Source organism: Streptomyces sp. NPDC048111 (genome assembly GCF_043202815.1).
Taxonomy (GTDB): Bacteria; Actinomycetota; Actinomycetes; order Streptomycetales; family Streptomycetaceae; genus Streptomyces.
Map to the genome: position 1 here is coordinate 153,993 of NZ_JBIDBD010000003.1, position 13,607 is coordinate 167,599.

At 70.7% G+C, this 13,607-nt stretch carries 11 protein-coding genes; 9 read left to right on the forward strand and 2 right to left on the reverse strand.

The window, feature by feature from the left end:
- Window positions 1–6: 6 nt before the first annotated feature.
- From ACGF3I_RS08455 to pssA, 6 genes are all read left to right on the forward strand, one after another.
- Complete coding sequence (locus ACGF3I_RS08455) at window positions 7–2,034, forward strand: protein meaA (RefSeq protein WP_393129858.1); 2,028 nt, start codon at window positions 7–9, stop codon at window positions 2,032–2,034.
- Window positions 2,031–3,005: an HpcH/HpaI aldolase/citrate lyase family protein gene (locus tag ACGF3I_RS08460; RefSeq protein ID WP_393129859.1), complete on the forward strand. Its 975-nt coding sequence runs from the start codon at window positions 2,031–2,033 to the stop codon at window positions 3,003–3,005. Before ACGF3I_RS08455 ends, ACGF3I_RS08460 begins: the two co-directional genes overlap by 4 nt.
- A 5-nt stretch (window positions 3,006–3,010) precedes the next feature.
- Complete coding sequence (locus ACGF3I_RS08465) at window positions 3,011–3,517, forward strand: MaoC family dehydratase (RefSeq protein WP_393130200.1); 507 nt, start codon at window positions 3,011–3,013, stop codon at window positions 3,515–3,517.
- Window position 3,518: 1 nt separating this feature from the next.
- A complete protein-coding gene (locus ACGF3I_RS08470) occupies window positions 3,519–4,724 on the forward strand; it encodes an acyl-CoA dehydrogenase family protein (RefSeq protein ID WP_393129860.1) in 1,206 nt (401 codons plus the stop codon).
- Window positions 4,725–4,897: 173 nt separating this feature from the next.
- Window positions 4,898–5,554 (forward strand): phosphatidylserine decarboxylase, encoded by a 657-nt coding sequence (locus tag ACGF3I_RS08475; RefSeq protein ID WP_393129861.1) that lies wholly within the window; start codon window positions 4,898–4,900, stop codon window positions 5,552–5,554.
- Complete coding sequence (gene pssA / locus ACGF3I_RS08480) at window positions 5,541–6,395, forward strand: CDP-diacylglycerol--serine O-phosphatidyltransferase (protein WP_350233492.1); 855 nt, start codon at window positions 5,541–5,543, stop codon at window positions 6,393–6,395. Before ACGF3I_RS08475 ends, pssA begins: the two co-directional genes overlap by 14 nt.
- Window positions 6,396–6,952: 557 nt before the next feature.
- On the opposite strand, the gene ACGF3I_RS08485 is transcribed toward pssA, so the two are convergent.
- Window positions 6,953–8,473, reverse strand: a complete 1,521-nt coding sequence (locus ACGF3I_RS08485; protein WP_393129862.1) for an MFS transporter — start codon at window positions 8,471–8,473, stop codon at window positions 6,953–6,955.
- Window positions 8,474–8,638: 165 nt separating this feature from the next.
- On the reverse strand, window positions 8,639–9,793 hold the full coding sequence (locus ACGF3I_RS08490) for a glycerate kinase (protein WP_393129863.1): 1,155 nt from the start codon (window positions 9,791–9,793) through the stop codon (window positions 8,639–8,641).
- A 142-nt stretch (window positions 9,794–9,935) separates the two neighbouring features.
- Between ACGF3I_RS08490 and ACGF3I_RS08495 the strand changes: the two genes are divergently transcribed.
- The 3 genes from ACGF3I_RS08495 to ACGF3I_RS08505 all read left to right on the forward strand — a co-directional run bounded on the left by ACGF3I_RS08495 (window position 9,936) and on the right by ACGF3I_RS08505 (window position 13,447).
- Window positions 9,936–11,651: a BCCT family transporter gene (locus ACGF3I_RS08495; protein ID WP_393129864.1), complete on the forward strand. Its 1,716-nt coding sequence runs from the start codon at window positions 9,936–9,938 to the stop codon at window positions 11,649–11,651.
- 294 nt (window positions 11,652–11,945) lie between these two features.
- Window positions 11,946–12,467, forward strand: a complete 522-nt coding sequence (locus tag ACGF3I_RS08500) for an NUDIX domain-containing protein (RefSeq protein ID WP_393129865.1) — start codon at window positions 11,946–11,948, stop codon at window positions 12,465–12,467.
- 257 nt (window positions 12,468–12,724) lie between these two features.
- Window positions 12,725–13,447 carry an NAD-dependent deacetylase gene (locus tag ACGF3I_RS08505; protein WP_393129866.1) on the forward strand — a complete coding sequence of 241 codons (723 nt, stop codon included), beginning with the start codon at window positions 12,725–12,727 and terminating at the stop codon, window positions 13,445–13,447.
- Window positions 13,448–13,607: the final 160 nt, after the last annotated feature.

Consider the following 13,607-nt stretch of genomic DNA (forward strand, 5'->3'; position numbering starts at 1 on the left):
GCATTCATGACGGAGCGTCAGAAGGATCGGCCGTGGCTCATGCGGACGTACGCGGGTCACTCGACCGCGGAGGCGTCCAACGAGCTCTACCGCAACAACCTGGCCAAGGGCCAGACGGGTCTGTCGGTCGCGTTCGACCTTCCGACGCAGACCGGATACGACCCCGACCACATCCTCGCCCGCGGCGAGGTGGGCCGGGTCGGGGTCCCGGTGTCCCATCTCGGTGACATGAGGCGGCTGTTCCAGGACATCCCCCTGGAACAGATGAACACCTCGATGACGATCAACGCCACCGCGATGTGGCTGCTCGCCATGTACCAGGTGGTCGCCGAGGAGCAGGGTGCGGACATCACCAAGCTCCAGGGCACCACCCAGAACGACATCGTCAAGGAGTACCTCTCGCGCGGGACGCACGTCTTCCCGCCGGGGCCGTCACTGCGGCTGACGACGGACATGATCTGTTACACCGTGAACAACATCCCCAAGTGGAACCCGATCAACATCTGCAGCTACCACCTCCAGGAGGCGGGGGCCACCCCGGTCCAGGAGATCGCGTACGCGATGTCGACCGCGATCGCCGTGCTCGACTCGGTGTTCGCGTCGGGCCAGATCCCCGAGGACCGCAAGGGCGATGTGGTCGCCCGCATCTCGTTCTTCGTGAACGCGGGCGTCCGCTTCATCGAGGAGATGTGCAAGATGCGCGCCTTCGGCCGTATCTGGGACACGATCACCCGGGAGCGGTACGGAATCGAGGACGCCAAGCAGCGGCGCTTCCGCTACGGCGTGCAGGTCAACTCGCTCGGTCTGACCGAGGCACAGCCGGAGAACAACGTCCAGCGGATCGTCCTGGAGATGCTGGCCGTCACGCTGTCCAAGGACGCGCGGGCCCGAGCGGTCCAACTCCCGGCCTGGAACGAGGCGTTGGGCCTGCCCCGGCCCTGGGACCAGCAGTGGTCGCTGCGCATCCAGCAGGTGCTCGCGCACGAGAGCGACCTGCTGGAGTACGAGGACATCTTCGCCGGGTCGCACGTCATCGAGGCCAAGGTGGACGCGCTCGTCGAGGAGTGCCTCGCCGAGATCGACCGGATCCAGGAGATGGGCGGCGCGCTCGCGGCCGTCGAGTCGGGCTACCTCAAGTCGCAACTCGTCTCCTCGCACGCCGAGCGCCGGGCCCGGATCGAGGCCGGCGAGGAGAAGATCGTCGGCGTCAACTGCTACGAGTCGACCGAGCCGAGCCCGCTCACCGCGGACCTGGACGGCGCGATCATGACGGTGGACCCGGCCGTCGAGGCCCGGGTCGTGGCCGCACTGAAGCACTGGCGCGACAGCCGCTACCAGCCGCCCTTCAACCATCCGCGGCCGTGCAAGGCCCTGGAGAAGCTGAAGGAGGCCGCCAAGGGGACGGGCAACCTGATGGAGGCGACCCTGGAGTGCGTGCGCTCGGGTGTCACCACCGGGGAGTGGTCCGAGGCGCTGCGCGAGGTGTTCGGCGAGTTCCGCGCGCCCACCGGCGTCTCCTCGGCGCCGGTCGCCGTCACCGCGGAGAAGGGCACCCCCCTGGCCCTGGTCCGCGAGAAGGTGGCGCGCACGGCCGAGGACCTGGGTTCGGGGCGGCTGCGCCTGCTGGTCGGCAAGCCGGGGCTCGACGGGCACTCCAACGGGGCCGAGCAGATCGCGGTGCGTGCGCGGGACGCCGGCTTCGAGGTGGTCTACCAGGGCATCCGGCTGACCCCCGAGCAGATCGTCAGCGCCGCCCTCGCCGAGGACGTGCACTGCGTGGGTCTGTCCATCCTGTCCGGCTCGCACGCCGAACTCGTCCCGGACGTCCTGGTGCGTCTGCGCGAGGCCGGCGCGGCGGACATCCCGGTGATCGCCGGCGGGATCATTCCGCCCGCGGACGCCGAGGAACTGCGCAGGGCGGGCGTGGCCGCCGTCTTCACCCCCAAGGACTTCGGAATCACGGAGATCATCGGCCGTATCGTCGACGAGATCCGGAAAGCGAACAAGCTCGACCCGTTGGAGGTCCCCGCATGAGCACCCCCGTCTCCCCCGTCAACCGGCTCCGCCCGCGCCGCTCCTGCCTCGCGGTTCCCGGGTCGAACCCCCGCTTCCTGGAGAAGGCCCAGGGTCTGCCGGCCGACCAGGTCTTCCTCGACCTGGAGGACGCCTGCGCCCCGCTGGCCAAGCCCGAGGCGCGGCACACCATCGTCAAGTTCCTCAACGAGGGCGACTGGACGGGCAAGACGCGTGTGGTGCGCGTGAACGACTGGACGACCGAGTGGACGTACCGGGACGTCGTGACCGTCGTCGAGGGCGCCGGGCAGAACCTCGACTGCATCATGCTGCCGAAGGTGCAGACGGCCGACCAGGTGGTGGCGCTGGACCTGCTGCTCACGCAGATCGAGAAGACGATGGGCTTCGAGGTCGGCAAGATCGGCATCGAGGCGCAGATCGAGAACGCGCGCGGCCTCAACAACGTGAACGCGATCGCCGAGGCCTCGCCCCGCACCGAGACGATCATCTTCGGCCCGGCCGACTTCATGGCGTCGATCAACATGAAGTCGCTGGTGGTGGGTGAGCAGCCGCCGGGTTACGGCGCCGACGCCTACCACTACATCCTGATGAAGATCCTCATGGCGGCGCGCGCCAACGACCTCCAGGCGATCGACGGCCCCTACCTGCAGATCCGCAATGTGGACGGTTACCGCGAGGTGGCCCAGCGGGCCGCGGCGCTCGGCTTCGACGGCAAGTGGGTGCTGCACCCGGGTCAGGTCGAGGCGTCGAACGAGATCTTCTCGCCGTCGCAGGAGGACTTCGACCACGCCGAGATGATCCTGGACGCCTATGAGTGGTGCACCTCCGAGGCGGGCGGCAAGAAGGGTTCGGCGATGCTCGGCGACGAGATGATCGACGAGGCCAGCCGCAAGATGGCCCTGGTCATCTCGGGCAAGGGCCGGGCCGCCGGCATGAAGCGCACCACGACGTTCGAAGCCCCGGAGGCGTGAGCACCATGCAGTTCGGCCGTACCTATGAAGAGTTCGAAGTCGGCGCCGTCTACAAGCACTGGCCCGGAAAGACGGTCACGGAGTACGACGACCACCTCTTCTGTCTGCTCACCATGAACCACCATCCGCTCCACATGGACACCAACTATGCGGAGAAGACGACCGACTTCGGCAAGAACGTGGTCGTCGGCAACTACATCTACTCGCTCCTGCTCGGCATGAGCGTGCCGGACGTCTCGGGCAAGGCGATCGCCAACCTGGAGGTCGAGTCGCTCAAGCACGTGGCGCCGACCTTCCACGGCGACACGATCTACGGCGAGACGACCGTGCTGGACAAGACGCCGTCGAAGTCGAAGAGCGACCGCGGCATCGTGTACGTCGAGACCAAGGGCTACAAGCAGGACGGCACCCTGGTCTGCGTCTTCCGCCGCAAGGTGATGGTGCCGACCGAGACGTACATCAAGGAGCGCGGCGGCGAGCAGCCCGGCCGCCCGGAACTTCGGGAGAACTGAGATGGCCCGTCTCGCGCAGACCGCCGGTCTGAGTGATGTCCAGCGCGAAATCCTGTCCACCGTGCGGGACTTCGTCGACAAGGAGATCATTCCGGTCGCGACGGAGTTGGAGCACAAGGACGAGTATCCGACGCGGATCGTCGAGGGGCTCAAGGAGTTGGGCCTGTTCGGCCTGATGATCCCGGAGGAGTACGGCGGCCTCGGGGAGTCGCTGCTCACCTACGCGCTGTGCGTGGAGGAGATCGCACGTGGCTGGATGTCGGTGTCCGGCATCATCAACACGCACTTCATCGTGGCGTACATGCTCAAGCAGCACGGCACCCAGGAGCAGAAGGACACGTTCCTGCCGCGGATGGCGCTCGGCGAGGTGCGGGGCGCGTTCTCGATGTCCGAGCCGGCGCTCGGCTCGGATGTGTCGGCGATCACGTCCAAGGGTGTCAAGGACGGCGACGAGTACGTCCTGAACGGCCAGAAGATGTGGCTGACCAATGGCGGAACGTCGTCACTGGTCGCCGTTCTGTGCCGGAGTGACGAAGGACACCCGGAGGGCACCGCCCCCCACAAGTCGATGACGACCTTCCTCGTGGAGAAGGAGCCCGGGTTCGGCGAGGTCCGCCCCGGGCTGACCATTCCCGGCAAGATCGACAAAATGGGATACAAGGGCGTCGATACGACCGAACTGGTCATGGACGATCTGCGAGTTCCGGCCAATCGCGTCCTCGGTGGAGTCACCGGCCGAGGGTTTTACCAAATGATGGACGGGGTCGAGGTCGGCCGCGTCAACGTCGCGGCCCGTGGCTGCGGAGTCGCTCAGCGTGCATTTGAGCTGGGTGTCTCCTATGCCCAGCAACGGCACACTTTCGGCAAGCCGATCGCCCAGCACCAGGCGATTCAGTTCAAGCTCGCCGAGATGGCTACCAAGGTCGAAGCCGCCCATGCGATGATGGTCAACGCAGCACGCAAAAAGGACTCCGGGGAACGAAACGACCTCGAAGCAGGGATGGCGAAGTACCTCGCCTCCGAGTACTGCAAGGAGGTGGTGGAAGACGCGTTCCGCATTCACGGCGGTTACGGCTTCTCCAAGGAGTACGAGATCGAGCGCCTGTACCGCGAGGCGCCGATGCTGCTCATCGGTGAAGGTACCGCCGAGATCCAGAAAATGATCATTGGGCGCCGACTTCTTGAGGAGTACCGGTTCCAGGGTTGATTGTCGCTTTTGAGTCGGTCTGGCCGCGAAGAACATCACATCCTGTCATCGCCTTCCGGCCGCCGACTCGGCTTCTGGCTTGCCCAGTTGCGGCTCGCAACCGATACCATCGCCGGTAAACCTGCCGCCGTCCCCCGTTGCCAGCGCGGCATCATCCGCTACGAAGGTCATCCATGCCCCACAGCCAAACCTCTGCATCACGCGACGGCTTCCTCCAGGGACGCCTTGCTCGCGGAGCATCGCCGTGGCTTCTGCCGACCGTCGCCACCGCAGCCCTCAGCCTGGCCCGCTCGCGCCGCTCCAAGGGCGCCGCGATCGTAGCCGTGCCCACCACCGCACTGGCGGCGGGCATGCTGTGGTTCTTCCGCGACCCCGAGCGTGAGATCACGCAGGGGCGGGTCATCTCCCCCGCCGACGGCGTGGTGCAGAGCATCATGCCGTGGAAGGACGGACGGACCCGCGTCGCGATCTTCATGAGCCCGCTGAACGTCCACGTCAACCGCGCGCCCCTCGCGGGCACGGTGACGTCCGTGGAGCACATCCCCGGTGGTTTCGTTCCGGCGTTCAACAAGGAGAGCGAGAACAACGAGCGCGTTGTCTGGCACTTCGACACCGAGCTCGGCGACATCGAGATGGTGCAGATCGCGGGCGCGGTCGCGCGCCGCATCGTGCCGTACGTCCCCCAGGGCACCAAGGTGGAGCAGGGCGAGCGCATCGGCCTCATCCGCTTCGGCTCGCGGGTCGACATCTACCTCCCCGAGGGTGTCGAGGTCGCGGTCGAGGTCGGTCAGGCGACCACGGCGGGGGTGACTCGAATTGACCGTGATTGATCCCGAGACGCAGGCCGGCTGGGTCCCCGAGGCGGAGTCCGAGGACGACGTCGAGGAGATGCCGCTGTCACTGAGGCTGTCGATAGCGGACACCCTCACGCTCGGCAACGCCACGTGCGGCTTCATGGCGGTGTACTTCACCACCACCGGCATCCTCATCCCGCACCTCTCCGGCAGCCAGGAGACCGGCATGGCGCGGCACTCCGCCGCGACCGCCGTGATCCTGATGCTGCTCGCGGCGATCTTCGACCTCTGTGACGGTCTGGTCGCCCGCAAGCTGCGCAGCTCCCCGATGGGGGCCGAGCTGGACAACCTCTCGGACCTCATCAGCTTCGGGCTCGCCCCGGCGTACTTCGTGCTCGTGTACGGGATGGTCGCCGACGACGCCCACCAGCGGGTTGCCGCGGTCGCCGCGATCACGGTGCTGCTGGCGGTGGTGCTCAGACTCGCGCGGTTCAGCTGCGTGACGATGAAGGACGGCATGTTCCAGGGCATGCCGAGCCCGTTCGGCGCGCTCACGGTCGTCTCGATCGTCCTGCTGGAGCTTCCCTTCGTGCCGACGCTGCTCGCCGTCATAGGAGTCGCCTGGCTGATGGTGAGCCGGGTCGAGTACCCGAAGCCGCGGGGTGTCCTCGCGGTGGCGATGCTCAGCTGGATCATCGGGGCGATGGGGTTGCTCGCGGCCTGGGCGTTCGACGCCCCGGGCGGTCAGATGCTGCTCCAGACCGGTTGCGCGCTGCAGATCGTCCTGGCGGCGACGATTCCGCTCTTCGCGACGGCCCGCCGGGTCAATACGTTCCGGGGGAACCGGCGTGAGGCGCGGGCCGCGCAGCTGCCGTAGGTCTTCGCGGTACGGCCAAGGGGCCCGGGGTTCTTGAACCCCGGGCCCCTTTCGTGTGCCTTTCCGCTTATGCGGGGGGGGGCTTCCCCGGGGGGGTTGCGGAATGGGTGCGGGGGGCGCCGGGGTGGTGGGGTGCGGGGTGCGCCGGGTGGGGCGGGTGCGGGCCGTGCTCGCTTTTTGCGCAGTTCCCCGCGCCCCTGAAGGGCCCGTCCATCGAGTGCGGGCCGCGCACGGTTGCTCGCGCAGTTCCCCGCGCCCCTCAACCCGCCCATGCCTGCGGGCCGTGGTCGCTTCCCGGCCGCAGCTGGCAACGCCGCACACACCAGCCCCGCCAGGGGCGCGGGGAACTGCGCGAGAGGCGACCACCGCCCGCGGACAAAAGCGGGTTCCAGGGGCGCGGGGAACTGCGCGACAAGCGACCACCACCCGCAGACGAAAACGGGTCCCAGGGGCGCGGGGAACTGCGCGACAAGCGACCACCACCCGCGGACAAAAGCGGGTCCCAGGGGCGCGGGGAACTGCGCGGAGGGTCGGCCGCGGTGGGGGGCGGGCCTGCGTCAGTGGGGGTTTTCTGTGGGGCGCAGGGCATGCGGGATCGTGGCCCAGGCCAGCACCGCAGCCCCCAGCGGCAGCACGGCGGCCAGCAGGAACGTGGGGGTCATCCCCGCGGTGAAGGCCGCCGAGGCCTGCTCCAGGAGCCCCGCCCCGGCCGGCCCGCCGATGGAGGCGGCCACATGCGCAGCCTCGCCCACCGAGTCCCGTACCGAGGCGGTCGACGCCTCGTCCAGGGCGAGGTGCGGCAGGTGCCCGCGGTAGAGCGCCGCCGCGACGCTGCCGAGGATGGCGACGCCCATCGCCGCGCCCAGCTCGTAGCAGGTCTCCTCCACGGCCGCCGCACCACTGACGTGTTCCTTGGGCGCGGAGGCCATGAGCGTCACCGAGGCCGCCGTGGTCGCCACGCCGACGCCGCAGCCGAGCACGCCGAGCGCCACGGCGACACCGGGGTAGGCGAGCGGCCCCGACTGCTGGAACAGCCAGGGCAGTGCGAGTCCCGCGCTCATCAGGAGCAGGCCGCCGCTGATCACGTGCCGGATCGGCAGCCGGTGCATCAGGGCCGGGGCCACCAGCGAGGTGACGACGAGGCCGAGCGGCGCCGGAAGCAGCCGGACGCCGGCCTCCAGGGGGCTGTAGCCCTGGCCGTACTGGAACCACTGGGTGACCAGGAACAGCGCCGAGCCGAGCGCGATCATCCCGAGGAAGATCGAGGCCGCGGCGATGCTGAACGACCGGTTGGTGAAGAGCCGCACGTGGAAGAGCGGCTGGGCCAGGCGCAGCTGGCGGCGGACGAAGACGGTCAGCGCGACGGCGGCCACGGCCAGCAGCACCCAGGCCACCGGGTCGCCGGGCCCGCCCTTGCCGAGCTGCTTGATGCCGCCGGCCAGGGCGAGCATGCCGACGACGGACTGGCCGACGCCCCACCAGTCCCAGCGGCCCTCGCGGGGCTGGTGCGACTCGGGCAGGATCCACGCGCCGAACGCGATGATCACCAGGGCGACCGGCACGTTGATCAGGAACGCGGACTGCCAGCCGTTCTGCTCGACGAGCAGACCCCCGACCACCGGGCCCAGCGCCATGCCGCCGCCGAAGACGGCCGCCCACACCGCGTAGGCGAGGGCGCGCTCGCGGGCGTCGGTGAAGACGTCGCGCAGGATCGACAGGGTGGACGGCATGATCGCCGCGCCGCCCACGCCGAGCAGCGCACGGGCGGCGATGACCTGCCAGGCCTCGGTCGCGAAGACGGCCATGAGGGAGGCGAGTGCGAAGATCGCGAACCCGGCGAGCAGCAGCCGCTTGCGCCCCCACCGGTCGCCCAGCGCACCGGCGGTGACCAGCAGCCCGGACAGGGCCAGGGCGTACACGTCGATGATCCACAGCTGCTGTACGGAGCTGGGCTGCAGGTCGCTGACCAGGGAGGGGAAGGCGACGTTGAGGATCGTCGTGTCCATGGCGATGAGCAGCAGGCTGCCGGACAGGATCGCGAGGACGACCCAGCGCCGGGGATCGAGGGGCGGCGTCATGAAACACTCCAGTATCGAATGAGACACTAGTGTCTCATGAGGGGAGAGCATGTGCACGCCGGGCGATCCGGCCGGTGCGGGACCGCGCGCCCGCACCCCTCCAGGGAACGACGAAACGGCCCCCCTCGCGCGATGCGAGGAGGGCCGTCGACGTGTCCGCGAAGGTCAGCGCAGGAAGTCGCCCGCGATGTTCTGGGCGACCTGTTCGAGCAGCGGGCCCGCGTTGGCCATGCAGCGGGCCGGGTCGGGTTCGAGCTCGGTGAGCGCGTAGGCGCGGCGGATGCCGGCCTCGCCGAGCTGGCCCGGCTGGAGCAGGAGGCGGCCGCAGACCGCGACGACCTCGATGCCGGCGGCGCGCGCCGCCGCCGCGACGCCCGCCGGGGCCTTGCCGTGCAGGGTCTGCTCGTCGAGCGAGCCCTCACCGGTGATGACCAGGGTGGCCCGGGCCAGGGCGGGCGCGAAGCCGAGCACGTCGAGCATGACCTCGATGCCGGGCCGGAACGCCGCGTCCAGGGCGACCAGCGCCCCGTAGCCGATGCCGCCGGCCGCGCCGGCGCCCGGGGCGAGCGCGGCCTCGGCCGCCTTCGCGCCGAGCACGCCTTCGAGCACCTTGGCGTAGTGGGCCAGGGCCGCGTCCAGGGTCGCCACGTCCTCGGGCGAGGCGCCCTTCTGCGGACCGTAGATCGCGGGGGCGCCCTTGGGCCCGGTCAGCGGGTTGTCGACATCGCTGGCCAGGACGAGCTCGACGTCCTTGAAGCGGGGGTCGAGGCCCGACAGGTCGGCCGTCGCCAGGTCCGCGAGGGCGCCGCCGCCCGGGCCCACGGGCTCGCCCGCGGCGTCCAGGAAGCGGGCACCGAGCGCGGCCAGCATGCCGGCGCCGCCGTCGGTCGTCGCGCTGCCGCCGACGCCGAACACGATGGTGCGCGCGCCCGCCTCCAGTGCGGCGAGCAGCAGCTCGCCGGAGCCGTAGGTGGTCGCGGTCAGCGCGGCGAACACGCCCTCGGGCAGGTGCTGGAGCCCGGAGGCCTCCGCCATCTCGACCACGGCCACGCCGTCGCGCACCGCGTACGCGGCGGTCACGGGGGTGCCGAGCGGGCCGGTGACCCGCGCCTCGCGGCGCTCGAATCCCGCTGCCACCGCGGCCGCGACCGTGCCGTCGCCGCCGTCGGCGACCGGCAGGGTCTCCACCCGCAGATCCGGGACGACCCGCCGCAGCCCGGCCGTCACCCGCTCCGCGACCTCCACGGCCGTGAGCGAGCCCTTGAACTTGTCCGCCGCCACGAGTACGCGGGCGGTCTCCAAAACTGCGCCGTCCGTCACCTTGCTATCCCTTGCTTTCGAACAGGCAGTCGCGCCGCTTCAGACCCTATCCGCCCGGCGCGCGCCTGCCCATAGCCGCAGGGGTCCATGGACGGCGCGCCACCCCGGAAAATCCATACATCCCCCACCATAGTGGGGCGCCATGAGCATGGATTCGATCGATCATTCCGCCTCGGGCGCCCCGCCGGGCGACGCCGCCCCGGGCGCCGACCCCTCCCCCGACCACACTCTGATCGTCATCGGTGTGCTCGCGGTGGTGGCCGTCGTCGCCTGGGCGGCCCTCGGCAAGGGCTCCTTCGACAGCGCCTCGTCGACCGCGCTCGCCTGGGTCCTGAACAACTTCGCCTGGCTCTTCGTGGTCGCCGCCGACACCTTCCTGGTGCTGTGCGTGGTGCTGGCGATCAGCCGGTACGGGAGGATCCGGCTCGGCGCCGACGACTCCGAGCCGGAGTTCACCAATCTGGCGTGGATCGCGATGATGTTCAGCGCGGGCATGGGCATCGGCCTGATGTTCTACGGCGTCGGCGAACCGCTCACCCACTTCCTCAGCCCGCCGCCCGCGACCGGCGCCCAGCCCGGCACCGGCGACGCGGCGCGCACCGCCCTCGAGTACTCCTTCTTCCACTGGACGCTCACCCCCTGGGCGATCTACGGCATCGCCGGTCTCGCGCTCGCCTACGCGGGGTTCCGCAAGGGGCGCGGCAACCGGATGTCCTCGGCGTTCGTGCCGCTGATCGGGGCGCGGCGGGCCGACGGGTGGCCCGGGCGGTGCATCGATCTGCTGGCGGTCTTCGCGACCGTCTTCGGCACCGCGACCAGCCTCGGTCTCGGCGCGCTCCAGGTGGCCGAGGGGCTCGACCTCACCGCGGGCGTCAACAATTCGCAGACCACCCAGTTGGTCATCATCGCCTCGCTGTCGGCGGCCTTCGTGCTGTCCGCCTTCTCCGGGCTGCACAAGGGGGTGAAGTGGCTGTCCACCATCAACATCGTGCTGGCCGCGGTGCTGATGCTCTTCGTGTTCCTGCTCGGCCCGACCGTCTACGTCCTCGACACGATCCCGGCGTCGATCGGCGGCTATCTGCACGACCTGATCCCGATGGCGAGCCGTACCGGTGCCTTCACCGACCGCGCGTGGCTGGGCGCCTGGACCATTTTCTACTGGGCGTGGTGGCTGTCCTGGGCGCCGTTCGTCGGCACCTTCATCGCCCGGATCTCGCACGGCCGCACCATCCGCGAGTTCCTCGTCGGGGTACTGCTGGTGCCGAGCGGGGCCACCGTCATCTGGTTCTGCGTGATGGGCGGCACCGCGATCCGGGTCGCCTCCACCGGCGCGGCCGATCTCGCCGGGGCGGTCAAGGACGGTGCCGAGGCCTCGCTGTTCGCGATGCTGGACGCGCTGCCGATCGGCACGGTCACCTCGTACATCGCGATGGCGCTGGTGATGACGTACTTCATCACCAGCGCGGACTCGGCCTCGCTCGTGATGGGCTCGCTCACCAGCCGCGGCTCGCTGCACCCGCCGACGTGGCTGGTCGTGATGTGGGGCGTCCTGATGGCGGCGGTGGCCGCCGTGCTGCTCGTCGCGGGCGGCCTCAAGTCCCTCCAGACGGCGACGATCCTGGTCGCGCTGCCCTTCGTGGTGGTGATGCTGGGCCTGTGCTGGTCCCTGGTGAGGGAACTGCGCGAGGACCCGGGCGCGGGGCCCTCCCGGCACGGCGCGTTGCACGGTCTGCGCGACGCGGTACGGGCGATGGTCGGCGACGCGATCACCGAACAGGGCGCCGCCCGCCACCACCGGCTGCGCCGGGCCGCCAAGTCCCGTACGAGTGACGACAGTTCGGGTCCGGACCTGTCCTGATGACACGCCGCCCTCCGCCGCACAGGCTTCTGCCGGATCTACCAACGGGGGCTTGGGGAGCCCGAGTTCGCGCCTTCGGGGCTGCCGGGCCGGGCCCCGCGGCGGCCCACCCGGCTCGCGGTACCGGCGGCCGGCCGGTGCGGCGCCCCGGACGCGGGAGGCGGTGCCGGCGCAGGCTCCGCACGGGCGTCAACTCCGCGCCCCGCCTCCCCGCGCCGGCTCCGCGCGGCGGAACGGGCGTACGGCGCCCGCCGCCCGCCCTGGCGTCCGGCCGGGGCCCCTACGCTGCATGGCATGACGACCGAGAACCTCACCCCTTCCGACGACTACGCCGCCTACATCGCCGGCCTCCCCCGTGTGCTGGCCGGGGCCGCCACGGTCTTCCGGGACACCGGGGGCCGGGTGCTGATCGTCGAGCCCAACTACCGCGAGGGCTGGGCGCTGCCCGGCGGGACCATCGAGTCCGACACCGGGGAGACCCCGCGGCAGGGGGCCCGCCGCGAGACGCTCGAAGAGATCGGCCTCGACCTGGAGCCGGGCCGGCTCCTCGCGGTGGACTGGACCCATGGTCCGGCCCGCCCGCCGATCGTCGGCTACGTCTTCGACGGCGGAGTGCTCGACGACGACCAGCTGGGGGCGATCCGTCTCCAGGAGGAGGAGCTCGTCTCCTGGCGCCTGGTCCCCCGCGAGCAGTTGCCGGCCCACATCCAGGGCCCCCTGCTCGGCCGGCTGCTCACGGCACTCGACGTCCTGGCACAGGGGCACGGCACGGCGGAGTTGGAGAACGGGCGGCGGGTGGACGTGGTCGAGCCGTAGGACGCGAGCCACGCAGGTACCGGTCGTACGGGGGGGGCGGGGTGCCGGGCGCCGGGCGCGGGTGGGATCGCCGCCCGGGTCCGTACGGCGCCCGCGATGGGCGCCGGGAGCGGGCGGGGGTGCCGCCCGCGCACGTACGGCACCCGCACGGGGCGCCGGGAGCGGACGGGGGCCGCCGTGCCCGGTCCGCAGGGCACCCGGGCCGCCCGGTCGAAAACGGGTCGCCGGTCCGGGGGCCGCCGCCTACGCTCGCCCGCATGAGCAAGCCACTCGTCGCGATCCTCGCCGGTGCCGGAATGTCCACCGACTCGGGCATCCCCGACGACCGCGGACCGAACGGTCTGTGGCGGCGCGACCCGGAGGCCGAGAAGCTGGTCACGTACTCCTCGTACATGGCCGACCCGGAGATCCGGCGCCGGTCCTGGCTGATGCGCCGCGACAGCCCCGCCGTCAAGGCCGAGCCGAACGCCGCGCACCGGGCGGTCGTGGCGCTCGAACGGTCGGGAGTGCCGGTCCGGGTGATCACCCAGAACATCGACGGGCTCCAGCAGCGCGCGGGTCTCCCCGAGCGCAAGGTCCTCGAACTCCACGGCACCGCACGGGCGGTGACGTGCACCCGCTGCCACGCGCGTTCCTCGATGGCCGAGGCACTCGAGCGCGTCACGGCGGGCGAGGCGGACCCGCCGTGCGCGCTCTGCGGGGGCATCCTCAAGTCGGCGACGATCATGTTCGGCGAGCGGCTCGACCCGGAGGTCCTCGCCCAGGCGATGGGGATCGCCAAGGCGTGCCAGGTCTTCATCGCGGTCGGCAGCACCCTCCAGGTACAGCCCGCCGCCTCGCTGGCCGGCATCGCGGCGCAGGGCGGTGCCCGGCTGGTCATCGTGAACGCCGACCCGTCCCCGTACGACGCGCTGGCCGCCGACATCGTCCGGGAGCCCATCGGCACCGCCCTGCCCCAACTGCTGTCCGCGCTGGGGTAGTTCACGCACCGTGCGGCGGTGGCGCGCGTTTCGGCAGCGGGCGGGGGGCCGCCCGCGGGACGGGGGCCGCGCCTTCCGCGCGTCCGCAACTCCTGCACACAGTCCCCCAGGCTCCGGGCCGGAGCGGGGCGCAAAGTTGGATACCCTCTCGGTTGACTTC

What these genes read in the sequence shown, in the direction of transcription:
- ACGF3I_RS08455 (WP_393129858.1), top strand. Translation starts at nt 7, where the DNA reads ATGACGGAGCGTCAGAAGGATCGGCCGTGGCTCATGCGGACGTACGCG.
- ACGF3I_RS08460 (WP_393129859.1), top strand. Translation starts at nt 2,031, where the DNA reads ATGAGCACCCCCGTCTCCCCCGTCAACCGGCTCCGCCCGCGCCGCTCC.
- ACGF3I_RS08465 (WP_393130200.1), top strand. Translation starts at nt 3,011, where the DNA reads ATGCAGTTCGGCCGTACCTATGAAGAGTTCGAAGTCGGCGCCGTCTAC.
- ACGF3I_RS08470 (WP_393129860.1), top strand. Translation starts at nt 3,519, where the DNA reads ATGGCCCGTCTCGCGCAGACCGCCGGTCTGAGTGATGTCCAGCGCGAA.
- ACGF3I_RS08475 (WP_393129861.1), top strand. Translation starts at nt 4,898, where the DNA reads ATGCCCCACAGCCAAACCTCTGCATCACGCGACGGCTTCCTCCAGGGA.
- ACGF3I_RS08485 (WP_393129862.1), bottom strand. Translation starts at nt 8,473, where the DNA reads ATGACGCCGCCCCTCGATCCCCGGCGCTGGGTCGTCCTCGCGATCCTG.
- ACGF3I_RS08495 (WP_393129864.1), top strand. Translation starts at nt 9,936, where the DNA reads ATGAGCATGGATTCGATCGATCATTCCGCCTCGGGCGCCCCGCCGGGC.
- ACGF3I_RS08500 (WP_393129865.1), top strand. Translation starts at nt 11,946, where the DNA reads ATGACGACCGAGAACCTCACCCCTTCCGACGACTACGCCGCCTACATC.
- ACGF3I_RS08505 (WP_393129866.1), top strand. Translation starts at nt 12,725, where the DNA reads ATGAGCAAGCCACTCGTCGCGATCCTCGCCGGTGCCGGAATGTCCACC.